Origin of the sequence: Escherichia sp. KTE114, from assembly GCF_000407765.1 — a bacterium.
Taxonomy (GTDB): domain Bacteria; phylum Pseudomonadota; class Gammaproteobacteria; order Enterobacterales; family Enterobacteriaceae; genus Escherichia; species Escherichia ruysiae.
Window position 1 is genome coordinate 4,150,271 of sequence record NZ_KE136626.1, and the last position, 23,192, is coordinate 4,173,462.

Here is a 23,192-nt window from a genome sequence, read left to right on the forward strand (position 1 = left end):
CTTTAGTCAGAAACGCAAGATCTGCGCCAGACTTGCGATTACGCCAGCGGGATTTTCCCGATGCGCGTTATGTCCGGCGCGAGGAATGACATGGCAGTCAGCAGCCAGTTCCGCCGCCAGAGCGCGGAATTTGCTGTCACGTTCACCACATAAATAATAAAACGCAAATGTGCGGGCGCTAAGGTTAGCACGTAAATCAGGCTGGACGGACAATGAGGTTGCTTCCAGCATGGCGGCAAGCGTTGCGCCGTTATTGTGGCTACGCAGCGTCACCAGTTCCTGGCGCTGCTCGTCGTTGAGCGAGGCAAAAACCGGTTGTTGATACCAGTCGGCAAAGACCGCCGTTAATGGTTCTGTGCGAAAACGCTGCGCCCAACAGTGATCCGAACGCTGGCGTTCCGCGCGTTGTTCAGCACTTTGCAGCCCAGGATGACCACCTTCGACAATAACGCCACAAAGCCCCTGCATCCCCTGACAGGCCGCCATCATCGCCACGCGTCCACCGAGCGAGTACCCCACCAGCCAGTGATTAAGTATGTTGTAACTAACAAGGGTTTTACGCAGTAAGTCGATGACATCATCAAATCCATCGACGCTAATTTCCGCCGAACCGCCGTGACCAGGGAGATCAACATACAACCGCGAGTAGTCGGCAAACGCTTCGCCGACTTGCCGCCACTCCTGGCAATCGCCGGAAAAACCGTGCAGAAAAACCAGCCAGGGTAAACCTGGCTTGCCGTGTTTTGCCTGCGCGTGCAGGATCATAAATGGCTTACCTGCGCCAGCAACTGCTGGAGGGTCTGCGCACCATCGGTGTCGTTAACCACCATCTCAATCACGGTGGTGGTCGGGGAGCGCCAGGCGTCGGCAAGCGCCGTTTCAAGTTCATGCCAGTTTTGCGGGCGATGATATTTCAACTCAAACATCGCAGCGGCGTGCTCAAAATGGACATTTTGCGGCATCAGATAGAAACGCTCACGCTCGCTTGTCGGCGTTGGTAGCAGCGAGAAAATTTGCCCGCCGTTGTTGTTCACCACTATTAATACCAGCGGCGCGGAAACCTGGCGCAGTAACGCCAGTGCGTTCAGGTCGTAAAGTGCGGAGAGATCGCCAACAATCGCCAGCGTGGGTTTACCACTCGCCCGCTGAACGCCTGCGGCGGTAGAGAGCAGTCCGTCAATACCGCTGGCTCCACGGTTGCTGTAAACCGGATAACCTGCCGGAAGTTGCGAGAGCGCATCGATCAGACGCACCACCAGGCTGTTACCGACAAACAATTGCCCCTGTTCCGGCAGATACTCGCTGATGCGGTGCGCCAGTTGCGCTTCACCAAATGCATCACGGCGCGCAACAACCGCCTGCATTGCCTGTTCAGCCAGGCGCGGGATGTCAACGCACCAGGGCTGGCGTTTTTCTGCCGGATGCAGCTCCAGCCAGTCGGCGATATTGGCAATCAGCCGACGTCCACGATGGTGCGCCGGGTCGAGTCGCCCTTCAATATTATCAACAATCCAGTACTCTTCCGGCTCACAACTCGCCTGCCATTGCAGTAACCGTTTGCCGGTCAGACTGCTCCCCAGTTGCACAACAATCTGCGCCTGCTGTAACTCGCTGGTCGCTTTGGCATTGCCTAACCACAGGTCAGCGCACGGCAGCGGCTGTCCGGTTTGCGACAGTACGTCGCCAATCAGCGGCCAGCCAAGAGTTTGCGCCCACTGGGCCACTTTTTTGCCCTCTTCCGCACTCATGCGACCCGCAACGACTACGCCGCGTTTTTGCCGCCAGAAGAACCAGTCGCGCTGTTTTTCACTTTCCAGACGAGGCGCTTCACGCAGCCACGGTTTATTGTCCTGCCACCAGTCGCCCAGACGTTGTTGCCACGCAAGTCCTGTGTCGTCCATCTCGCCATACAACGGTTCAGCAAACGGGCAGTTGATATGGACTCCGCCAGCATGAAGCGTACCGAGAGCATGGTCGATGGTAGAAACCAGCCAGCGAGCGGGAATATCCTGCGTCGGACGCGGTAGTGAAATGCTATGCATGGGGTGAGAGGCGAACATTCCCGGCTGGCGAATCGCCTGATTCGCGCCGCAGTCGATCAGTTCCGGCGGACGATCGGCGGTTAAGAGGATCAGTTTCTCTCCAGTTAACCCCGCTTCAATCAGTGCCGGATAGAGATTTGCCACCGCCGTGCCGGAAGTCACTATCACCGCCACCGGCTGTTTGCTGACTTTCGCCAGCCCCAGCGCCAGATGCCCCAGCCCACGCTCATCAAAATGGGTGTGGTGGATGAATGCAGAATTTTCCGCCGCCGCTAACGTTAACGGCGTAGAACGGGAGCCAGGGGCAATGCAGACGTGTCTGACGCCATGACGCGTTAATGCTTCCAGAATGACCGCCGCCCAGCGTCGGTTAAATGCGCTTACTGACATGAGTTTGTCCGGTATCAATATTGCGGCTAAGTATAAGGAGCTACAAAAATAGATTATTGATATGAATCGGTAATGATGCGACTCATTACTATTCCATTTGTAATAATGTTCGCAACCCTGCCGCTTTGTTGTCGATTTCCTGCCACTCCTGCTCGGGGTCTGAGCCTCGGACAATGCCTGCTCCGGCATATAATCGCACCACATTGTCACTGATTTTCGCCGAGCGCAGGGAAACGCAGAATTCGCTTTGTTGTAATGAGAGATACCCCGCAGAACCGGCATACCATTCACGGGTGAACGGTTCGTGCCGGGCGATGAACTGCCGCGCCAGATCGCGCGGTAAACCAGCAACTGCTGCCGTTGGCTGCAACTGATGTAAACAGATCACATCATCCGCTTTGTTGAGTGAAGTCCAGATACAGCGGCGCAGATGCTGCACTTTACGCAGACGCAGTATCTGCGGCGGTAACACATCCAGCGTCTGGGTATCGGCCTGCAATCGTTGGCAGATATCTTCCACCACCAGCATGTTCTCGCGCTGGTTTTTATCATCCGCCATCAGCCACTCACCCAACTGCTGCGCCTGCTTATCATCAGAATGATTTGCTACCGTTCCCGCCAGAGCTTCGGTACGCAGAGCTTTGTCTCGCCGCCGCCATAGCCGCTCAGGCGTTGAGCCAAGAAAAGCATTTTCGCCATCAAAGGCCATGTAAAAATGATAGCAGTTCAGATTGAGCCGCCGGCTGGCAGCCATCATCGCCGCCGCATTGACCGGACTTGCGAAATGCAGGTCAGTCGCCCGAGCAAGAACCACTTTGTCGAGCTCACCTTCGGCGATGGTTTTCGTTGCCAGTTCGATTAATCGCGTCCAGCCAGTTTTGTCCGGCCAGTGTTGTTCTTTCGTGGTGGTTAAACGTAACGCGGGCAAAGGTTTAATATTCGCCAGTGTGGCGATAAATTCTTTTGCCTTAACAGCATCGTGCTGAAGGGAATTTTCACTGAATAGCGTCAGCCGTAGCGTGGCTTTACCGCCACAGCGTCGCCATTCCAGGCGTGGTAAAAGTAGATTGCCCTGCGACGGGTCAAACGCATTCAGTCCCCAGATACGTAAGTCGGTGTGTTCCGGATACTGACGAAGAAAACGTTGCGCCTGATCTAACGACGTAAAGCGGGTGATTGCGCCCAGCACGGCAGCTTCTTCATCGCCATTACGTTGTTGCCAGTAAAATTGCGGATACGTTTGCTGACTGGCCAGCCAGCTTAAGGCATCAAAAGCGTCATTGAGAGGGAAAGGAATGTCGAAAACCCGAATGCCGGGTGTCGCCAGAATCTCTTGCGACAAATGGCGCAGTAGATTTTCCAGCGCCGTAGTAAGTGATTGCACGCGGACCTCTCCCTGTTAAAAGCCTCACATTATACGGGGTACTACAGAAAAAATGCAGTACCCCAGTGTAGGGAGGTTTTAACGGCGAGCCAGCAACAGTCCTAATACCAGTCCAACAGCCGCGCCAACGCCAATTCCCTGCCAGGGTTTTTCGTGGACGTAGTCATCGGCGCGATAAACCGCCTGCTTCGCCCGATAGTAATAACTGTCAGAAGCCTGGCTTACCCTTTTTTTCACATCATCCAGCGCCTTTTCTGCACGCGCCTTTAACTCAACATATTTTTGATCGGCGGGATCGCCAGAGGAACGTAGTACCTCTTCAAGTGTTTCACTCAGCAACGTCAGGTCGTCATCGATACGTGTATCACCAAACTGATTAGACATTATCGTTCTCCATTTGCGTAAAACCTGCCACTAACTATAGACAACAGTTATCGATTACGCCTGAATAACCTCGCGCGCCATCCCGATATGCGGAATACCATCTTCCTCATAAATATCGGTCACAGGGATGAAACCAAATTGCCCATAAAAGTTTTGTAAATGCGCCTGCGCCCCCAGATAGATCGGCTTCTCCGGCCAGTGACGAGTACACGATTCCAGCGCCTTACTCATCAATTGTTGACCGATTTTTTCGCCGCGTAAGTCTTCGCTGACAATCACCCGACCAATCACGACGGGTTGCAGTTCGTCGCCACTTTTCAGAATCCTCGCATACGCCACCAGTGTCCCGTTATGCCAACCGAGAATGTGGCGATTTTCTCCCTCCAGATCGTCACCATCGATATCCTGGTAAGGACAGTTTTGTTCCACTACAAATACCGCACAACGCAGCTGTAATAAGGCATAAAGCTGAGAAACGGATAAATCAGAATGATGCAGATCTTGCCAGTCGATCATGGAAGGCTCCTTTGTACTGTTTGCTTTATACTAGCCGGAATATTTTCAGCAGCGTGATGAACTCATGGAATTAATTTTTTTAGGCACTTCAGCAGGTGTTCCGACCCGGACACGTAATGTCACAGCCATATTGCTTAATCTGCAACATCCGACGCAAGCCGGGCTTTGGTTATTTGACTGTGGTGAAGGTACACAACACCAGATGTTGCACACGGCATTTAACCCAGGAAAACTGGACAAGATTTTTATAAGCCATCTTCATGGCGATCACCTTTTTGGCTTGCCCGGGTTGCTATGCAGTCGTTCCATGTCAGGCATTGTGCAACCATTAACGATTTATGGTCCGAAAGGTATCCGCGAATTTGTTGAGACAGCGTTACGCATTAGCGGCTCATGGACCGATTATCCGCTGGAAATTGTTGAAATTACGGCAGGAGAAATAGTTGATGATGGCCTGCGCAAGGTAACGGCATATCCAATGGAACATCCACTGGAGTGTTACGGCTATCGTATTGAAGAACATGATAAACCAGGCGCGCTGAATGCCCAGGCGTTAAAAGATGCCGGCGTACAACCCGGTCCGCTGTTCCAGGATTTGAAAAAAGGCAAAACAGTCACGCTGGAAGACGGTCGGCAGATTAACGGCGCTGATTACTTAGCCGCGCCTACGCCGGGTAAATCAATCGCCATTTTCGGTGATACCGGCCCTTGCGATGCCGCAATCGATCTTGCTAAAGGTGTCGACATAATGGTTCACGAAACGACGCTGGATATGGAGATGGAAGCCAAAGCTAACAGCCGTGGGCACAGTTCAAGCCGTCAGGCGGCGACTCTGGCTCGTGAGGCGGGTGTCGGCAAATTGATCATTACCCACGTCAGCTCACGCTATGATGATAAAGGCTGTCAGCATTTATTACACGAGTGCCGGGCAATTTTCCCGGCAACAGAACTGGCGAGCGATTTCGCGGTGTTTAGCATTTAAATCGAAATGCGGTAGTTAGTTGGCGGATTAATTTCATGATGCCAACGTACTTATTCGACATATCTTTCATCTGTTTGCCGAATATGCTTGATGTCGATATCAGGCAAACAGATTTATCATTTTTAGTTTTGTGAATTGTCCAGACCTTCCGCCAGTTCAGTCAGACGAATAAACTCAGCTCTGTAACCTTGAGAATCTTGCCCTTTTGCCTGCCGCGCCCACTGTTTGATCTGCTGCCAGGATGTATTGTTCAGGTATTCAGAACCGCGTAACTTTTGCCCATATGCAGCTACTGCTGCGCGAAAATACATATCTTCAGAAGGAGCATTAGTTGTCGGTAGCAGTGGAAATTCAACTAACTGACTTTCTTTTCCATGAGGGTATTTCCAGCGTATCTTTAACCATGCCAGCTCTTTCGCTTTGTCCGATTTCGCTGATTTCTGATCCGGTGCATAGCGTAATTTATCAATTGACGCTTTTTGTCCGTTCAGCGTTAATTCAAATAACAAAGTTATATGTTTACCTGCGCCAATATCGCCAGCTTCAACATTGTCGTTATTAAAATCTTCTGCCTGCAGTTGGCGCTTTTCATAACCAATCTGACGATATTCCGTCACCCACGCCGGGTTAAACTCAATCTGCGCTTTAACATCTTTCGCCACGGTAACCAACGTCTGATGCATTTCGCTGTTTAACACTTTCTGCGCTTCAGAGAGGGTATCAATGTAGCTGTAATTACCGTTGCCGACATCGGCAATTCTCACCATCATTGCCTCATTGTAATTATCCCCTCCTACGCCCAGCGTCGATAGCGTAACACCAGACTCCCGCTGTTTTTTCACCATTAATTCAATCGATTTTGGATCGTCAATGCCAACGTTAAAATCACCGTCAGTTGCTAATAAAATGCGATTGACGCCACCTTTAATAAACCCCTTCGCTGCCTGCTGATAAGCCATCTCCAGCCCGGCACCGCCATTAGTGCTACCTCTGGCATTCAGCGAATCAATAGCAGCATTGATTTCATCTTTATGATTCCCGGAGGTAGAAGGCAACGCAATACGGGAGTCACCGGCATAGGTCACGATAGAAATGTTGTCCTGATCACGGAGTTTTTTGACTAGCAATTTCAAAGAAGACTGAATTAGAGGTAAGCGTTCATCAGAATACATTGACCCGGACGTGTCGATAAGAAAGACCAGATTAGAAGCAGGCAACGCTTCACTTTTGAGATCTTTCGCCAGAATATCCACTTTCAGTAAGGTTCGCTGCTCATTCCATGGCGCCGGTGCCAGTTCGTGGCGCATAACAAAAGGTACAGGCTTACTGGCGGGAACAAGCTCTTTATTATTGCTTTTATCATTAATAACCCAGTCTGACGGAAAGTAATTCACCATCTCCTCCACCCGCACTGCATCTGGCGGAGGCAACTGCCCATGATTGAGAAAACGGCGTACATTTGCATAGCTGCCGGTGTCAACATCAAGGCTAAACGTCGCCAACGGGTTTTGCGCTACCTGCTTAACCGGATTGTCATCGAACTGCTGGTAGCGAGCGGTTCCAGGATTTGAGATATGTGTAGCTTTTGCTTTAGCCGCTCTTTCATATGTTGGCGCTTCCTGCAATCGCCCCTGTAAAGCTTGTTTGTCTGAGTATTGTTGCGCTTCTTGCTGGACTAAGGCTTTTGCTTTCGCGTCTGCAGCGGCTTTAGCAGCGGCGGCTCTTTGCTCAGCCACTTTTGTTGCCGCTTGTTGCGCGGCTCGCGCTTGCTGGTCTGTCGATGTAGTAGATTGGTGCTGCGGGTTTTCCTTATCATCAGGCTCCTGTCCGCATCCTGTCAAAATCAAACCACCAATAAGCAACATAATTATATTTTTATTTCTCGTACAAATTCCTTTTAAAAAACTCATGAACCTGGCGTAAAATATATCTTTTGTATATTCCTGTCAGTATTAATTAAATACATTACTGGCACTCATCATGAATAATGATAAAACAACACATTTCATCAACAATAAATATATGAAAAGAATAATTCCTCTCTATATCATATTGCTAATATTTTCTCTCCCTTTACTTGTTTTATATCAACCTTACGTCAGCGCCTTACCCCCCACACCGCAACATGCCAGCCCTGAGCAGCTAGAAAAAACGGTACGTTATCTTTCACAAACACAGTATCCACGCAGTGCTGATCATATTGATAAATTGAATATATCTGCCAGCTATATTAAAAATATTTTCACACAAAGCGGGGCAAAAGTTACCGAACAGAGGGTTCCTATTATTGATGGGCCTTACAAAAACATTATTGCTGACTATGGTCCACAGGATGGACCGCTGATTATTATTGGTGCGCACTATGATTCCGCAACCAGTTATGAAAACGACCAATTAATCTATACGCCTGGTGCGGATGATAACGCCAGCGGCGTCGCAGGATTACTGGAACTGGCGCGTCTGCTACAACAGAAAGCACCAGCTATTGGCGTACAACTGGTTGCCTATGCTTCGGAAGAGCCGCCCTTCTTTCGCAGTGACGAAATGGGAAGCGCGGTACATGCCGTTACCCTGATGCGCCCGGTTAAACTGATGATATCCCTTGAAATGATTGGGTTTTATGATTCCGCGCCTGGGAGTCAAGACTACCCTTACTCTGCGATGTCCTGGCTTTATCCCGATCGAGGTGACTTTATTGCTGTGGTCGGCAGAATGCAGGATATCAGCGCCGTGCGTCAGGTAAAAGCCGCGTTGTTATCGTCAAAAGAATTATTTGTTTATTCTATTAATGCCCCTGATTTTATTCCAGGTATTGATTTCTCCGACCACCTTAATTACTGGCAGCAGGATATTCCCGCCGTCATGATTACAGACACAGCTTTTTATCGTAATAAACAATATCACCAGCCCGGCGATACAGCAGACAGACTGAACTATCAGAAAATGGCGCAGGTGGTGGATGGTGTTATAACCTTGTTGTACAACAGTAAATAATAAAATTTTCTCGAGGCGGCTCCAGAAAAAGCAGCTTGTATATTTTATTTTTCTCCGTCTGTTTTAAGATGCGCAAAAGGAAATCTGACGGGAGAAATAAGATGGGAATGATTGCGTATTTTGCGGAAATAAACTCAGAAAAGGCCAACAAGCTGATTGAGTCTAATGAAAAATCTTTAATGGACGATATTCATGAAACGCTTTCAGGCTCAAGGCGACTGGATATTGATAAACGCTGGGATTTTTTACATTTTGGCCTGACGGGCACCTCTGCCTTTGATCCAGCGAAGAATGATCCGCTGAGTCGTGCTGTGCTCGGTGAACATAGTCTCGAAGAGGGTATCGATGGTTTCCTGGGATTGACATGGAATCAGGAATTAGCCGCTACTATCGACCGCCTGGAGGCACTCGACCGAAATGAGCTGCGTAAACAGTTTTCCATTCAGCGGCTCAATGAAATGGAGATATATCCGGGAGTGACCTTTTCAGAAGAGTTAGAGGGGCAACTCTTTGCTTCGATCATGCTTGATATGGAAAAGCTGATTAGTGCGTACAGACGTATGCTACGGCAAGGGAATCATGCGCTGACGGTTATTGTTGGGTGATGGTGTCAGGGCACCATAAAAAAACCGCCGAACATGTCGGCGGCTTTCTCAGCTTACAGACTGACGACTTACATCATCGGCATTGCCAAACGCACAATGCTAATCAGCGGTTGCGGCCATACACCCAGCACCAGAACCAGCAGTGCAGAGATTAGCACCACGATACCACCTGCTGTGTACTGCCAGTCTGACGGCGCATCACGGTTTGGCTGTTCTGAACCATGAAGGTACAGACTCACCGCCACACGCAGGTAGTAGTAGAGGCCGATTGCCGAACCGACAACCACAGCGCCCACCAGCCACCATAAGTGCGCCTGAACACCGACTGCCAGCACGTAGAACTTACCGATAAAGCCCAGCGTCATCGGGATACCGGCCAGAGACAGCATCATCACCGTCATCACTGCCGCGAGGATCGGGCGATGCCAGAACAGACCACGGTAAGAGAACAGGGAATCAGCATCCGGGCCACGGTACGGGCTGGACATCAGGCTGACCACACCGAACGCACCGAGGCTGCTGAACAGATAACCGGCCAGGTAAACCCCTACCGCTTCCATCGACATCTCGCCAGTTTGCAGCGCAATCAGCGCCACCAGCAGATAGCCGAGGTGAGAGATAGATGAGTAACCGAGCAGACGTTTGATGTTGGTCTGGCTCAGCGCCATCAGGTTACCGAAGATGATGGAGGCAAAGGCGATAATCGCCAGCACCACGCGAATCGCTTCGCTGTCACCCACCGGTGCGTAAAGGAACAAACGCATCACCACACCGAAGATAGCGATTTTGCTCGCCGTCGCCAGGAAGGTGGAAACCGGAGCTGGCGCGCCCTGGTATACGTCTGGCGTCCACAGGTGGAACGGCACTAGAGAGAGTTTGAAGCCGAGGCCAACAATCATCAGGCCGAAACCTGCCAGCAACAGCGGCTCGTTGAGCATACCATCGCCGAGGTTTTTACCCAGTGCAACAAACGACAGGTCACCAGACTGCGCGTACACCAGCGCCATACCGAACAGCAGAAAAGAAGACGCGGCGGCAGAGAGAATGGTGTATTTGATACTGGCTTCCAGCGAACGTTTCTGGCGGAAAGCGTAACCGACCAGGCCAAACAGCGGCAGAGAGATCAGTTCGATACCGAGGAACAGAGACGCCAGATGGTTGGCATTCGCCAGCAGGATCCCGCCCAGCGCGGCAATTAACACCAACAGGTAGAACTCGTCCTTGTTGTCGTTATAGCCTTCAAGCCACGGGTAAGCGAAAGTACAGGTGGCGAGGCTCGCCAACAGTACCAGCCCGGTGTAAAGCATGGCGAAACCATCAACGCGCATCAGCGGCGTAACGTCCATAGCGCCCGCCTGGCCGACAAACCAGAGCGAAACCAGCGCCGCGTTAAGCCCAATAACCGAGAGCGTAGCGTTGAGGAAATGATTGCGTCGCCACGCAATGGAGAGCATCACAACCACCACCGTCAAGCCGACGATCAGCAACGGTAGCAGTGCGATCAGGTTTTGTGGAGTTATTGTCATGGCGATTTACGGCCTTGTAGTAGTAACGGAATTAACAAACCACTGCTGGATATTGCCAATCGCGGAGTGCGAGGTATCCAGAATCGGCTGCGGATAGAAGCCCAGCAGTACCAGCAGCACCACCAGCAACAGGATCATAAACAGCTCACGCAGCGACATCCCTGGCAGTTCCTGGCTGGCAATCTGGCTTTTCGCTTTACCGAAGTAAGCGCGATGCAACATCGCCAGCGAATAAACAGATGCAAAGACCAGCCCAAAGGTAGAGATAACGGTAATCACCGGGACAACCTGGAAGCTGCCGAACAGAATCATAAATTCGCCGACGAAGTTACCGGTGCCGGGCATCCCAAGCGTCGCCACCGCAAAGAACAGGGACAGTGCTGGCAGCCATTTCATCTTGCTCCACAGACCGCCCATCATGCGCATGTCGCGGGTGTGGATACGTTCATAAAGCTGACCGCAGAGAATAAACAGACCCGCCGCCGACAAGCCGTGCGCAATCATCTGAATAACCGCACCCTGGTAGGCCAACTGGCTGCCGGTGTAGATAGCAATCAGCACGAAGCCCATGTGGGAAACCGAGGTGTAGGCGATCAGACGTTTGATATCAGTCTGGGCAAAGGCCATCCACGCACCGTAGAAGATGCCGATAACACCCAGCCACATAGCGATTGGCGCGAACTCTGCCGACGCGTTCGGGAACAGCGGCAGGGAGAAACGCAGCAGACCGTAAGCGGCGGTTTTCAGCAAGATCCCCGCGAGGTCAACGGAACCGGCAGTCGGTGCCTGGGAGTGCGCATCCGGCAGCCAGCCGTGCAGTGGAACCACCGGCATTTTCACCGCAAAGGCGATGAAGAAGCCCAGCATCAGCAGATATTCCACACCGCTGGACATTGGCGTATTCAGCAACTCTTCATAGTTGAAGGTCCAGACGCCGGTCGCATTGTAGTGAACGAAAACCAGCGCCAGGATGGCGATCAACATCACCAGACCACTCGCCTGGGTATAAATGAAGAACTTGGTTGCCGCCGTGATACGCGTTTTACCGTCAGAGGCTTTATGCCCCCACAGTGCGATCAGGAAGTACATCGGCACCAGCATCATTTCCCAGAAGAAGAAGAACAGGAACATGTCGATGGCAAGGAACACGCCGATAACGCCGCCCAGGATCCACATCAGGTTGAGGTGGAAGAAGCCCTGATATTTTTCGATCTCATTCCACGAGCAAAGTACCGCCAGCACGCCGAGCAGACCGGTCAGGACGACCATCAGCAGCGACAGACCATCAATGGCGAGATGGATAGAGATTCCAAAACGCGGGATCCACGGCATGTCGAATTCAGACTGCCACTGCGGAATTCCGGCGGATTGCGTCAGTGAATAACCGCCCTGCAACCACAGTTGCAGCGACAGCGCCAGCGTCAATCCCATGGTGATCAGCGCGATCCAGCGCGGCACCTTGACGCCAAAGCGTTCGGTCTGCCAGCACAGGAAGCCGCCGATAAAGGGAATTAATATTAGCCAGGGTAGTAACATGGCGATCTTTATTCCTTGTAAAAGTCCCGTCAGGACCGGATTTTCAACGAATTCTCACGACAGAAAATTCTCTTCGGATTGCGGTTGTAGTGTCGGATGCGCCGCGAAGGCGGCTTATCCGACCTACGTACTTATATGCCCAGGGGCAATTCCACAATCCTTAACTCAACGCAGTACCATCAACAGTGCCAGCACCACGACCGCACCGATGCTCATGGATGCCACATACCAGCGCAGGTAGCCGTTCTCACTGAACAGCAGACCTTTACCCGCAAGGCGCGAGAGAATCGCCGGAATGTTCATCATTGAGTTCAGCGGATCGCGTTTCAGCAACCAGGCGATACCCAGGAACGGCTTGACGAACACTTTGTCGTACAACCAGTCAAAGCCCCAGGCGTTGTACCACCAGGTTCCCAGCAGGCGACCCGGCGCACTGTTGGCAATGGAGGTCACCAGAGTACGTTTACCCAGCCACAGCCAGGCTGCCAGCAGAATGCCGACGACCGCAACCACGCCAGAGGTAATTTCCAGGGTCAACATGCTGCCGTGTGCCAGTTCCGTAGTTTGCGGAAGCACGCCCTGCAGCGGCGGTACAATCAGTGCGCCAACGAAGGTGGAAAGGATCAGCAGCACAATCAGCGGCAGGCTGTGGGTGATCCCTTTCACGGCGTGAGCGTGAATTTGTTCTTTTCCGTGGAAGACGATGAAAATCATACGGAAGGTGTAGAGCGAGGTCATAAACGCACCGACCAGACCTGCCACCATCAGATTGATATGACCATTCGCCATCGCACCCGCGAGGATCTCATCCTTACTGAAGAAGCCCGCAGTGACCAGCGGCAGTGCCGACAGTGCCGCGCCGCCCACCAGGAAGCAGAGATAAACCAGCGGAATAGATTTACGCAGACCGCCCATCTTGAAGATGTTCTGTTCGTGATGACAAGCCAGAATGACGGAACCGGATGCCAGGAACAGCAACGCTTTAAAGAACGCGTGGGTCATCAAGTGGAAAATCGCCGCATCCCATGCCTGTACGCCAAGCGCCAGGAACATGTAGCCAATCTGGCTCATGGTGGAGTAAGCGAGAACACGTTTGATGTCGGTTTGTACCAGCGCGGCAAAGCCTGCCAGCACCAGCGTCACCGCACCCACAATACCGACCAGATGCAGAATTTCCGGAGTCATCAGGAACAGACCGTGGGTACGGGCGATCAGGTAGACACCAGCGGTTACCATCGTTGCGGCGTGGATCAACGCAGAGACAGGCGTCGGGCCAGCCATCGCGTCGGCAAGCCATGTCTGCAACGGCAGCTGCGCAGATTTACCGACCGCACCGCCCAGCAGCATCAGCGTCGCCCACATCAGCATGTTATTGCCTTCAGCAAAGTGCGCTGGTGCCAGTTCCACCATTTCGCGGAAGTTCAGGGTGCCCAGTTCGTTGTAGAGAATGAACAGCGCGAAAGCGAGGAACACGTCACCCACACGGGTCACGACGAACGCTTTCATTGCCGCTGCACCATTCTTCGGATCGGTGTAATAGAACCCGATCAGCAGATAGGAGCACAGACCCACGCCTTCCCAGCCGAGGTACATCAGCAGCAGGTTATCGGCGAGAACCAGAACCACCATGCTGGCGATGAACAGGTTGGTGTAGGCGAAGAAGCGAGAGTACCCCTCTTCACCGCGCATATACCAGGAGGCGTACATGTGAATAAGGAAACCCACACCAGTGACCACCGAGAGCATGGTCAGCGACAGGCCGTCCAGCACCAGGTTGAAACCGATATTAAAGTCGCCTACCGACATCCACGTCCACAGCGGCTGGCTGTAAGCCTGCTCGCCGTTAGCGAAGAAATCGACGCCAATAAAGGCAGTCACCAGCGCCGCCAGGCCCACAGAGCCAACGCCCACGATCGCCGAGACGTTTTCAGACCAACGCCCACGAGAGAACGCCAGCAGGACGAAGCCAATCAATGGCAAAATAATGGTTAAGGCAAGCATGTTCATCCGCGCATCTCACTTACTGAATCGATGTTCAGGTTCTGGTGACGACGGTGAAGTTGCAGCAGCAGCGCAAGGCCGATACTCGCTTCCGCCGCCGCGAGGCTGATGGCGAGAATGTACATCACCTGACCGTCGGTCTGGCCCCAGTAGCTACCGGCGACCACAAAGGCCAGCGCGGAGGCGTTAATCATGATTTCCAGACCAATCAGCATAAACAGCAGATTGCGACGGATAACCAGACCGGTTAAGCCAAGAACGAATAAGATTGCCGCGAGGATCAGTCCATGTTGTAAGGGGATCATGCGCGCTCCTCCGTTTTTCTTTTCGCGCTGTCGTCTTTACGATTGCTCAGCACTTCACCCGCACGCTCTTCACGACCGACGTGGAAGGCCACAACCAGACCAGCCAGCAGCAGCATAGAAGCCAGTTCAACCGCCAGTACGTAAGGCCCGAACAGCGTAATACCCACTGCTTTAGCACTGATTGGCGTACCGTCGATACCCTGATCGTTAACACCGAGAATGGCGTAAACAATCACCACCAGCATGATGGCCGACAAAATTGCCGGACCAATCCACACCTGCGGTTTCAGCCACTGGCGTTCCTGTTCAATTTCCGAACCGCCCAGGTTGAGCATCATCACCACGAACACGAACAGCACCATAATGGCACCGGCGTAGACAATAATTTCCAGCGCACCGGCGAAGTAAGCGCCCAGTGAGAAGAACACCCCGGAAATCGCCAGCAGCGAAATAATCAGGTACAGCAGTGCGTGCACCGGATTGGTATGGGTGATCACTCGCAAGGTCGCAAGTATGGCTATCAGGCCACAGATATAAAAAGCGAACTCCATTGCCCCTCTCCTTACGGTAACAGGCTCTTGACGTCGATAGGCTTGGCTTCGTTCTCTGCTTCGCCCTTATCTTTGCCGTCGATTGCCATACCTGCCATCCGGTAGAAGTTATATTCCGGGTATTTGCCCGGACCGGAGATCAGCAGATCCTCTTTCTCGTAAACCAGATCCTGGCGCTTGTATTCCCCCATTTCGAAATCCGGGGTTAACTGGATCGCCGTGGTCGGACAGGCTTCTTCGCACAGACCACAGAAAATGCAGCGTGAGAAGTTGATGCGGAAAAATTCCGGATACCAGCGACCGTCTTTGGTTTCTGCTTTTTGCAGCGAGATACAGCCGACCGGGCAGGCTACCGCACAGAGGTTACAGGCCACGCAACGCTCTTCGCCGTCCGGGTCGCGGGTCAGAACGATACGACCACGATAACGGGGCGGCAGATAGACCGGCTCTTCCGGGTACATTCGCGTTTCGCGTTTGGCGAACGCGTGCAGGCCGATCATCCAGATACTACGAACCTGGGTGCCGAAACCTACTAACAATTCTTTTAAGGTCATGGTCTTAGTGCCCCTTATTGCGCCTGCCAGAGAATGACAGCCGCCGTTACCAGCAAGTTGATCAGCGTCAGCGGCAGGCAGATTTTCCAGCCGAAGGACATTACCTGGTCATAACGCGGACGCGGTAACGACGCACGAATCAAAATGAACATCATCATAAAGAACGCGGTTTTCAGCGCGAACCAGATGAATGGCGGTAACAACGGGCCTTGCCAGCCACCGAAGAACAGCGTCACCATCAGTGCAGAGATGGTCACAATCCCGATGTACTCACCCACGAAGAACAGACCGAACTTCATGCCGGAGTATTCAATGTGGTAACCATCCGCCAGTTCCTGCTCGGCTTCCGGCTGGTCAAACGGATGACGGTGACACACCGCCACGCCCGCGATGGCAAAGGTAATAAAACCAAAGAATTGCGGGATGACGTTCCACACATGCGCCTGGCTGTTGACGATGTCGGTCATGTTGAATGAACCGGCCTGCGCCACCACGCCCATCAGGGAAAGCCCGAGGAACACTTCGTAGCTCAGGGTCTGCGCAGAAGCACGCATCGCACCCAACAGCGAGTATTTGTTGTTACTTGACCAGCCCGCAAACAGCACCGCGTAGACCGCCAGACCTGCCATCATCAGGAAGAACAAAATCCCGATGTTCAGGTCGGCAACCACCCAACCCGGACTGACTGGCACAATCGCAAAGGCCAGCAGCAGCGAGGTAAAGGCAATCATCGGCGCCAGGGTAAAGATGACGCGATCCGAGAATTTCGGGATCCAGTCTTCTTTAAAGAACATTTTGATCATGTCCGCGACCAACTGGAGCGAACCGCCCCAGCCAACACGGTTAGGTCCATAACGGTTCTGGAACAGACCCAGCAGGCGACGTTCGCCAAAGCTCATGAATGCCCCACAGGTGACAACCACCAGCAGGATCACCACCGCTTTGAGGATGGTCAGCAGGATCTCAATCAGTTCCGGTGATATCCAACTCATTGTTGTGCCTCCTTGAGATCCTCAAGATGCGCGCCAGCCAGCACCGGAGCAATGCCGGACATACCCATCGGCAAGCCCACCTGCCCTGCCGTCAGCCCTTCGGCGATTTCAACCGGCAGCGTGACCGTGTTGCCATCGTAACTAAAGGAGACGCGTGTCCCCGCATTCACACCCAACTTCGCGGCATCTGCCGGGTTAAGTTTGATGTACGGCTGCGGCATACGGCTCTGGAAGACCGGAGCACGCTGTGACAATTCATCGCTGCCAAACAGGTGGTAGTACGGCGCAATACGCCATTTCCCGTCCTGCGGCTGGAAGCGTGCCGGTACGCTGGTGAAGTAATCCAGACCATTCTCGCTGGTTTCAAACAGACGCACGCCCGGATCGCCAAAGCGCAGTTTGCCGCCCACTTCGTCCTGGAATTTGTTCCACGCCTGCGGGGAGTTCCAGCCCGGTGCCCAGGCAAACGGCACTTGCGAACGGTGCGCGGTCGGCTGGTTGTTACCTTCCATCGAGAAGGTGAACATGGTGTCAATATCCTGCGGTTGACGCGGCTCATGAACGCTGATGTTGGCGCGCATGGCGGTACGACCACTGTAACGGTGCGGCTCACGAGCCAGTTTCTGACCACGAATACGGAATGTCGCATCCGGCGCAGCATCTTTGATACCTGCCAGTTCCGGGATTTTCGCCACAACAGCGTCAATCACATGGTCGAGCTGCGTCCAGTCCACTTCACGGCTCAGCAGGGTGCTGTGCAGCGAGTGCAGCCAGCGCCAGCTTTCCAGCATGACCGTTTTGCTGTCGTAATAGGACGGGTCGTAAACCTGGAAGAAACGTTGAGCGCGACCTTCGTTGTTGATAACCGTACCGTCGCTTTCAGCAAAGCTGGCGGCGGAAAGCACCAGATGGGCGTTTTCCATGATCGCTGTGCGTTGATGGTCAACCACCATCACCAGCGGCGCTTTAGCCAGCGCAGCATTCACGCGGGTTGCGGAAGCGTGACGATGCAGATCGTTTTCCAGCACCACCACCGCGTCGGCGCGTCCGGTTTCCAGTTCGGTTAACGCTTCTTCAAGCGAACCGCCGCCCATAATGCCCAGCCCCATGCTGTTGACGGAACGGGCAATCATGGTGATACCTACGTCAGCGCCGCGACCTTTCAGGGCTTTCGCCACGTTAGCCGCCGCCTGAATCACTTCTGTGCTACCGGCGTTCGTCCCGGAGATAATCAACGGTTTCTTCGCACCAGCCAGAGCCTGCACGATGACGTCGATTTTGCTTTGCAGCTCAGGCTCGATACCGTCAACCGCTGGCGCGGAGTTATCCAGCGCATGGGCGATGGCAAATCCTAAACGCGCCTGATCTTCAACCGGTGCGCGGTAAGTCCACGCTGCGATATCATCCAGACGGGTGTCATCAACGTTAGTGACAAACAGCGGATGCTTCGCACGTTGACCGATGTTGAGGATTGCCGCAATCTGCCAGTCAGCCACTTTCTGTGCTGCCGCCATTTCGCGTGCTTTACCTTTCACCGCCTGACGCACCGCTAGCGCGACGCGTGCGCCGGTCTGGGTAACATCTTCGCCCAGTACCAGTACCGCATCGTAAGATTCGATTTCGCGCAGAGCCGGAGTATAAATGCCGCCTTCACGCAACACTTTCAGCGCCAGTTGCAGACGTTCCTGCTCACCGTGAGCGATACCGGTATAGAAGTTTTCTTCGCCCACCAGCTCACGCAGCGCAAAGTTGCTTTCCACGCTGGCACGCGGAGAGCCGATGCCGATGACTTTCTTCGACTGACGCAGAATATCTGCTGCGCCCTGCATTGCCTGTTCGGCGTTGAGGGTAATGAAATCATCGCCACGACGCTGTACCGGCTGACGCGGACGATCTTTCAGGTTGACGTAGCCGTAACCGAAACGACCACGGTCGCAGAGGAAGTAGTGGTTTACCGTACCGTTGTAACGGTTTTCGATACGACGCAGTTCGCCGTAACGTTCGCCGGGGCTGATGTTACAGCCGATGGAACATTGCTGGCAGATGCTCGGCGCAAACTGCATATCCCATTTACGGTTGTAACGCTCGGAGTGCGTTTTGTCGGTAAATACGCCGGTCGGGCAAATTTCGACCAGATTACCGGAAAATTCGCTTTCCAGGGTGCCATCTTCCGGGCGACCGAAGTAGACGTTGTCGTGCGCGCCATAAACGCCCAGATCCGTACCGTCAGCGTAATCTTTGTAGTAACGCACACAGCGGTAACAGGCGATGCAGCGGTTCATTTCATGAGAGATGAACGGCCCCAGATCCTGATTGCGGTGGGTACGTTTGGTGAAACGGTAGCGACGGAAGGTATGCCCGGTCATCACGGTCATATCCTGAAGGTGGCAGTTACCGCCTTCTTCACATACCGGACAGTCGTGCGGGTGGTTAGTCATTAACCACTCGACCACACTTTCACGGAACTGTTTCGCTTCTTCGTCGTCAATGGAAATAAAGGTGCCATCGGAAGCCGGTGTCATACAGGACATCACCAGGCGACCACGCGTGTCTTCCGCGTTTTGGTATTGCTTCACCGCACACTGGCGGCAAGCACCGACGCTTCCCAGCGCCGGATGCCAGCAAAAGTAAGGAATATCGAGACCCAGAGACAGACAAGCTTCCAGCAGGTTGTCCGCTCCGTTGACCTCGTATTCTTTGCCGTCTACATGAATTGTAGCCATTAGCATGCTTCCAGTTTTCTCAGTCAGAGACTGAGCGTTAATCGAAATTCGGTTACCAGCGTTCTTTCAGCAGGTTCGGCTGAATCCCATTAATCAAATGGGTATTGCTGAACGGCTGTTTGATTCCCGCTTCAAATTCTTCGCGGAAATATTTGATGGCGCTCTGTAACGGCTCCACCGCACCAGGTGCGTGGGCACAGAAGGTTTTACCCGGGCCTAAGAATCGACACAGTTGCTCAAGTGTTTCGATATCGCCCGGCTGACCTTCGCCACGCTCCAGCGCACGCAGAATTTTCACGCTCCACGGTAGACCGTCACGGCACGGTGTACACCAGCCGCAGGATTCACGGGCGAAAAACTCTTCCAGGTTACGCACCAGCGATACCATGTTGATCTCATGGTCAACCGCCATCGCCAGCGCCGTACCCAGACGGCTGCCCGCTTTACCGATACTTTCGAATTCCATCGGCAGGTCAAGGTGCGCTTCGGTCAGGAAGTCGGTGCCCGCGCCGCCTGGCTGCCAGGCTTTGAATTTCAGGCCGTCACGCATACCACCGGCGTAATCTTCGAGGATCTCGCGTGCGGTAGTGCCGAACGGCAGTTCCCACAGACCCGGATTTTTCACCCGACCGGAGAAGCCCATCAGCTTGGTGCCAGCATCTTTGCTTTTCGAGATGTTCTGATACCACTCCACGCCGTTAGCAAGGATTGCCGGAACGTTACACAGGGTTTCGACGTTGTTGACGCAGGTCGGTTTACCCCATGCGCCGGAGGTTGCCGGGAATGGCGGTTTTGAACGCGGGTTAGCGCGACGCCCTTCCAGGGAGTTGATTAACGCTGTTTCTTCACCGCAGATGTAGCGCCCTGCCCCGGTATGGACAAACAGTTCAAAATCAAAACCTGTTCCCATAATGTTTTTGCCAAGCAGACCCGCTTCGGTCGCTTCAGCAATGGCACGGCGCAGATTCACTGCTGCTTCAATATATTCGCCACGCAGGAAGATGTAGCCACGGTAAGCTTTCAGCGCAAACGCGGAGATGAGCATACCTTCCACCAGCAGGTGCGGCAGTTGTTCCATCAGCAGGCGGTCTTTATAGGTGCCCGGCTCCATTTCATCGGCGTTACACAGCAGGTAACGGATGTTCATGGATTCGTCTTTCGGCATCAGGCTCCACTTCAGGCCAGTAGAAAAGCCTGCACCGCCGCGCCCTTTCAGGCCGGAGTCTTTTACCTGATTAACGATTTCGTCCGGAGAAAGTCCGGTCAGCGCCTTACGCGCCCCTTCGTAACCGTTTTTGCTGCGGTATTCATCCAGCCACACTGGCTGTTTATCATCACGCAGACGCCAGGTCAGCGGATGCGTTTCGGGAGTACGGATAATGTTTTTCATTTATACCGCTCCAGCAGTTCAGGGATCGCTTCCGGGGTCAGATGCGCGTGAGTATCCTCATCGATCATCATGTTCGGCCCTTTATCACAGTTCCCCAGGCAGCAGGTTGGCAGCAGCGTAAAGCGACCGTCAAACGTCGTTTGCCCTGGTTTGATGTTCAGTTTTTTCTCCAGCGCCGCCTGAATGCCCTGGTAACCGTTGATGTGACAGACCACGCTGTCGCAATAACGGATCACATGGCGACCAACTGGCTGGCGGAAGATCTGGCTGTAGAATGTTGCCACGCCTTCGACATCGCTCGCCGGAATACCCAGAACGTCAGCGATCGCGTGGATCGCACCGTCCGGCACCCAGCCACGCTGCTTCTGAACGATCTTCAGGGCTTCAATGGACGCCGCACGCGGGTCTTCGTAGTGGTGCATCTCGTGCTCAATCGCTTCACGCTCTGCCGCACTCAGCTCAAAAGCCTCGGTTTGTGGTTGTTGATTCTCGTGCATAATTAGCGGTCCACATCTGACATAACAAAATCGATACTGCCCAGATAAACAATCAGGTCAGACACCAGGCTGCCACGGATCGCCGCCGGAATTTGCTGCAAGTGCGCATAACTCGGCGTGCGGATACGGGTGCGATAACTCATGGTGCTGCCGTCGCTGGTCAGGTAGTAACTGTTGATCCCTTTGGTCGCCTCAATCATCTGGAAGGATTCATTGGCAGGCATCACCGGCCCCCACGACACTTGCAGGAAGTGGGTGATCAGGGTTTCGATATGTTGCAGCGTGCGCTCTTTCGGCGGCGGCGTAGTCAGCGGGTGATCCGCTTTGAACGGGCCTTCCGGCATGTTGTTGAGGCACTGCTCAAGAATGCGCAGGCTCTGGCGCAGCTCTTCCACTTTCAGCATTACGCGGGTGTAGCAGTCAGAAACGCCACCACCAACCGGGATTTCAAAGTCGAAGTTTTCATAGCCAGAATAAGGACGCGCCTTACGCACGTCGAAGTCGATCCCGGTGGCTCGCAGGCCAGCACCGGTGGTGCCCCACTCCAGTGCCTCTTTCGCACCGTAGGCGGCAACGCCCTGGGAACGGCCTTTCAGAATGGTGTTTTGCAGCGCCGCTTTCTCGTAAGACGCCAGACGTTTCGGCATCCAGTCGAGGAACTCACGCAGCAGACGATCCCAGCCACGTGGCAGGTCGTGCGCTACGCCGCCAATACGGAACCACGCCGGGTGCATACGGAAACCAGTGATTGCTTCCACCAGATCGTAAATTTTCTGACGATCGGTAAAGGCGAAGAATACTGGCGTCATTGCGCCGACGTCCTGAATAAAGGTCGAGATGTACAGCAGGTGGCTATTGATACGGAACAGTTCGGAAAGCATTACGCGAATCACGTTAACGCGATCCGGCACGGTAATTCCGGCCAGTTTCTCTACCGCCAGCACATAAGGCATTTCGTTAACGCAGCCGCCGAGGTATTCGATACGGTCGGTATACGGAATGTAGCTGTGCCATGACTGGCGTTCGCCCATTTTCTCCGCGCCACGGTGGTGGTAGCCGATGTCTGGTACGCAGTCGACAATCTCTTCGCCGTCGAGTTGCAAAACGATACGGAAAGCCCCGTGTGCCGACGGGTGGTTCGGACCGAGGTTGAGGAACATGAAGTCCTCGTTTTCGGTGCCGCGCTTCATCCCCCACTCTTCCGGTTTGAAGGTCAGGGCTTCCATCTCCAGATCCTGTTTGGCTTTGGTCAGCTCAAACGGCGAGAATTCGGTTGCGCGCGCCGGGTAATCTTTACGCAGCGGGTGACCTTTCCAGGTTTGCGGCATCATGATGCGGCGCAGGTTCGGGTGACCGTCGAAAGTAATGCCAAACAGATCCCAGGTTTCACGCTCATACCAGTTAGCGTTCGGGAACAATTTGGTAAAGGTCGGTACGTGCAAGTCGTTTTCAGCCAGCGCCACCTTCAGCATGATGTCGCGATTACGATCGATGGAAATCAGATGGTAGAAAACAGAAAAATCCGCAGCAGGTAGCCCTTCGCGGTGGGTGCGCAGACGTTCGTCCATGCCGTGTAAATCAAACAGCATGACGTAAGGTTTCGGCAGTTTCTTTAAGAAATCGCCAACTTCCAGTAATTGTTCACGCTTGATCCACACAACGGGAACCCCGGTGCGAGTCGCCTGAACAGTAAAGGCATCCGGCCCAAAACGGTTGCGCAGTTCGCCTATCACCGGATCATCAAGATGATCGCGGGTCTGCCAGGCGGGTTCTTGCGCGGTTAAGTCGGTCATATTGTTCACCATTGCATATGGTCCGTG

20 protein-coding genes are annotated in these 23,192 nt (G+C 53.4%); 3 read left to right on the forward strand and 17 right to left on the reverse strand.

Features of this window, described 5'->3' with window-relative positions:
* Window positions 1-6: 6 nt before the first annotated feature.
* The 5 genes from menH to WC5_RS01585 form a co-directional block, all read right to left on the reverse strand.
* Window positions 7-765, reverse strand: a complete 759-nt coding sequence (menH, locus tag WC5_RS01605; RefSeq protein WP_000600545.1) for a 2-succinyl-6-hydroxy-2,4-cyclohexadiene-1-carboxylate synthase — start codon at window positions 763-765, stop codon at window positions 7-9.
* Window positions 762-2,432, reverse strand: coding sequence for a 2-succinyl-5-enolpyruvyl-6-hydroxy-3-cyclohexene-1-carboxylic-acid synthase (gene menD, locus WC5_RS01600; RefSeq protein ID WP_010350628.1), 1,671 nt, complete (start codon window positions 2,430-2,432; stop codon window positions 762-764). The genes menH and menD overlap by 4 nt, the downstream gene beginning before the upstream one ends.
* An 88-nt stretch (window positions 2,433-2,520) precedes the next feature.
* Complete coding sequence (menF, locus tag WC5_RS01595; RefSeq protein WP_001191373.1) at window positions 2,521-3,816, reverse strand: isochorismate synthase MenF; 1,296 nt, start codon at window positions 3,814-3,816, stop codon at window positions 2,521-2,523.
* A 78-nt stretch (window positions 3,817-3,894) separates the two neighbouring features.
* On the reverse strand, window positions 3,895-4,200 hold the full coding sequence (gene elaB, locus WC5_RS01590; protein WP_000070621.1) for a stress response protein ElaB: 306 nt from the start codon (window positions 4,198-4,200) through the stop codon (window positions 3,895-3,897).
* 54 nt (window positions 4,201-4,254) lie between these two features.
* Entirely contained in the window at window positions 4,255-4,716 is a 462-nt protein-coding gene (locus WC5_RS01585) for a GNAT family N-acetyltransferase (RefSeq protein ID WP_000568145.1), read from the reverse strand.
* A gap of 64 nt (window positions 4,717-4,780) precedes the next feature.
* Between WC5_RS01585 and rbn the strand changes: the two genes are divergently transcribed.
* Window positions 4,781-5,698: a ribonuclease BN gene (gene rbn / locus WC5_RS01580; RefSeq protein ID WP_000419106.1), complete on the forward strand. Its 918-nt coding sequence runs from the start codon at window positions 4,781-4,783 to the stop codon at window positions 5,696-5,698.
* 122 nt (window positions 5,699-5,820) lie between these two features.
* On the opposite strand, the gene WC5_RS01575 is transcribed toward rbn, so the two are convergent.
* A complete protein-coding gene (locus tag WC5_RS01575; RefSeq protein ID WP_000008924.1) occupies window positions 5,821-7,608 on the reverse strand; it encodes a vWA domain-containing protein in 1,788 nt (595 codons plus the stop codon).
* A gap of 112 nt (window positions 7,609-7,720) precedes the next feature.
* On the opposite strand from WC5_RS01575, the gene WC5_RS01570 reads away from it, so the two are divergent.
* Window positions 7,721-8,692, forward strand: coding sequence for a M28 family metallopeptidase (locus tag WC5_RS01570; RefSeq protein ID WP_024192251.1), 972 nt, complete (start codon window positions 7,721-7,723; stop codon window positions 8,690-8,692).
* 101 nt (window positions 8,693-8,793) lie between these two features.
* Complete coding sequence (locus WC5_RS01565) at window positions 8,794-9,297, forward strand: YfbM family protein (RefSeq protein WP_000525339.1); 504 nt, start codon at window positions 8,794-8,796, stop codon at window positions 9,295-9,297.
* 68 nt (window positions 9,298-9,365) lie between these two features.
* Here WC5_RS01565 and nuoN read toward each other — a convergent pair whose 3' ends face one another.
* The 11 genes from nuoN to nuoC form a co-directional block, all read right to left on the reverse strand.
* On the reverse strand, window positions 9,366-10,823 hold the full coding sequence (gene nuoN / locus WC5_RS01560; RefSeq protein WP_000156703.1) for an NADH-quinone oxidoreductase subunit NuoN: 1,458 nt from the start codon (window positions 10,821-10,823) through the stop codon (window positions 9,366-9,368).
* Between the two features lie 6 nt (window positions 10,824-10,829).
* Window positions 10,830-12,359, reverse strand: coding sequence for an NADH-quinone oxidoreductase subunit M (gene nuoM, locus WC5_RS01555; RefSeq protein WP_000926452.1), 1,530 nt, complete (start codon window positions 12,357-12,359; stop codon window positions 10,830-10,832).
* Between the two features lie 165 nt (window positions 12,360-12,524).
* Window positions 12,525-14,366 carry an NADH-quinone oxidoreductase subunit L gene (gene nuoL, locus WC5_RS01550; protein WP_016231834.1) on the reverse strand — a complete coding sequence of 614 codons (1,842 nt, stop codon included), beginning with the start codon at window positions 14,364-14,366 and terminating at the stop codon, window positions 12,525-12,527.
* On the reverse strand, window positions 14,363-14,665 hold the full coding sequence (gene nuoK, locus WC5_RS01545; RefSeq protein ID WP_000612642.1) for an NADH-quinone oxidoreductase subunit NuoK: 303 nt from the start codon (window positions 14,663-14,665) through the stop codon (window positions 14,363-14,365). The genes nuoL and nuoK overlap by 4 nt, the downstream gene beginning before the upstream one ends.
* Entirely contained in the window at window positions 14,662-15,216 is a 555-nt protein-coding gene (gene nuoJ / locus WC5_RS01540) for an NADH-quinone oxidoreductase subunit J (RefSeq protein WP_000393513.1), read from the reverse strand. The genes nuoK and nuoJ overlap by 4 nt, the downstream gene beginning before the upstream one ends.
* An 11-nt stretch (window positions 15,217-15,227) precedes the next feature.
* A complete protein-coding gene (nuoI, locus tag WC5_RS01535; RefSeq protein WP_000172749.1) occupies window positions 15,228-15,770 on the reverse strand; it encodes an NADH-quinone oxidoreductase subunit NuoI in 543 nt (180 codons plus the stop codon).
* 14 nt (window positions 15,771-15,784) lie between these two features.
* Window positions 15,785-16,762 carry an NADH-quinone oxidoreductase subunit NuoH gene (nuoH, locus tag WC5_RS01530; protein ID WP_000118507.1) on the reverse strand — a complete coding sequence of 326 codons (978 nt, stop codon included), beginning with the start codon at window positions 16,760-16,762 and terminating at the stop codon, window positions 15,785-15,787.
* Window positions 16,759-19,485, reverse strand: coding sequence for an NADH-quinone oxidoreductase subunit NuoG (nuoG, locus tag WC5_RS01525; RefSeq protein ID WP_010350616.1), 2,727 nt, complete (start codon window positions 19,483-19,485; stop codon window positions 16,759-16,761). The genes nuoH and nuoG overlap by 4 nt, the downstream gene beginning before the upstream one ends.
* 52 nt (window positions 19,486-19,537) lie before the next feature.
* Window positions 19,538-20,875, reverse strand: a complete 1,338-nt coding sequence (gene nuoF, locus WC5_RS01520) for an NADH-quinone oxidoreductase subunit NuoF (protein ID WP_000789507.1) — start codon at window positions 20,873-20,875, stop codon at window positions 19,538-19,540.
* Window positions 20,872-21,372, reverse strand: a complete 501-nt coding sequence (gene nuoE, locus WC5_RS01515; protein WP_000545042.1) for an NADH-quinone oxidoreductase subunit NuoE — start codon at window positions 21,370-21,372, stop codon at window positions 20,872-20,874. The genes nuoF and nuoE overlap by 4 nt, the downstream gene beginning before the upstream one ends.
* Window positions 21,373-21,374: 2 nt before the next feature.
* A complete protein-coding gene (gene nuoC / locus WC5_RS01510) occupies window positions 21,375-23,177 on the reverse strand; it encodes an NADH-quinone oxidoreductase subunit C/D (protein ID WP_000247878.1) in 1,803 nt (600 codons plus the stop codon).
* Window positions 23,178-23,192 lie beyond the last annotated feature (15 nt).

Excerpts from the sequence above, each read along its gene's own strand:
- menH (WP_000600545.1), bottom strand. The coding sequence starts at position 765 with ATGATCCTGCACGCGCAGGCAAAACACGGCAAGCCAGGTTTACCCTGG.
- menD (WP_010350628.1), bottom strand. The coding sequence starts at position 2,432 with ATGTCAGTAAGCGCATTTAACCGACGCTGGGCGGCGGTCATTCTGGAA.
- elaB (WP_000070621.1), bottom strand. The coding sequence starts at position 4,200 with ATGTCTAATCAGTTTGGTGATACACGTATCGATGACGACCTGACGTTG.
- WC5_RS01585 (WP_000568145.1), bottom strand. The coding sequence starts at position 4,716 with ATGATCGACTGGCAAGATCTGCATCATTCTGATTTATCCGTTTCTCAG.
- rbn (WP_000419106.1), top strand. The coding sequence starts at position 4,781 with ATGGAATTAATTTTTTTAGGCACTTCAGCAGGTGTTCCGACCCGGACA.
- WC5_RS01575 (WP_000008924.1), bottom strand. The coding sequence starts at position 7,608 with ATGAGTTTTTTAAAAGGAATTTGTACGAGAAATAAAAATATAATTATG.
- WC5_RS01570 (WP_024192251.1), top strand. The coding sequence starts at position 7,721 with ATGAAAAGAATAATTCCTCTCTATATCATATTGCTAATATTTTCTCTC.
- WC5_RS01565 (WP_000525339.1), top strand. The coding sequence starts at position 8,794 with ATGGGAATGATTGCGTATTTTGCGGAAATAAACTCAGAAAAGGCCAAC.
- nuoN (WP_000156703.1), bottom strand. The coding sequence starts at position 10,823 with ATGACAATAACTCCACAAAACCTGATCGCACTGCTACCGTTGCTGATC.
- nuoM (WP_000926452.1), bottom strand. The coding sequence starts at position 12,359 with ATGTTACTACCCTGGCTAATATTAATTCCCTTTATCGGCGGCTTCCTG.
- nuoL (WP_016231834.1), bottom strand. The coding sequence starts at position 14,366 with ATGAACATGCTTGCCTTAACCATTATTTTGCCATTGATTGGCTTCGTC.
- nuoK (WP_000612642.1), bottom strand. The coding sequence starts at position 14,665 with ATGATCCCCTTACAACATGGACTGATCCTCGCGGCAATCTTATTCGTT.
- nuoJ (WP_000393513.1), bottom strand. The coding sequence starts at position 15,216 with ATGGAGTTCGCTTTTTATATCTGTGGCCTGATAGCCATACTTGCGACC.
- nuoI (WP_000172749.1), bottom strand. The coding sequence starts at position 15,770 with ATGACCTTAAAAGAATTGTTAGTAGGTTTCGGCACCCAGGTTCGTAGT.
- nuoH (WP_000118507.1), bottom strand. The coding sequence starts at position 16,762 with ATGAGTTGGATATCACCGGAACTGATTGAGATCCTGCTGACCATCCTC.
- nuoG (WP_010350616.1), bottom strand. The coding sequence starts at position 19,485 with ATGGCTACAATTCATGTAGACGGCAAAGAATACGAGGTCAACGGAGCG.
- nuoF (WP_000789507.1), bottom strand. The coding sequence starts at position 20,875 with ATGAAAAACATTATCCGTACTCCCGAAACGCATCCGCTGACCTGGCGT.
- nuoE (WP_000545042.1), bottom strand. The coding sequence starts at position 21,372 with ATGCACGAGAATCAACAACCACAAACCGAGGCTTTTGAGCTGAGTGCG.
- nuoC (WP_000247878.1), bottom strand. The coding sequence starts at position 23,177 with ATGGTGAACAATATGACCGACTTAACCGCGCAAGAACCCGCCTGGCAG.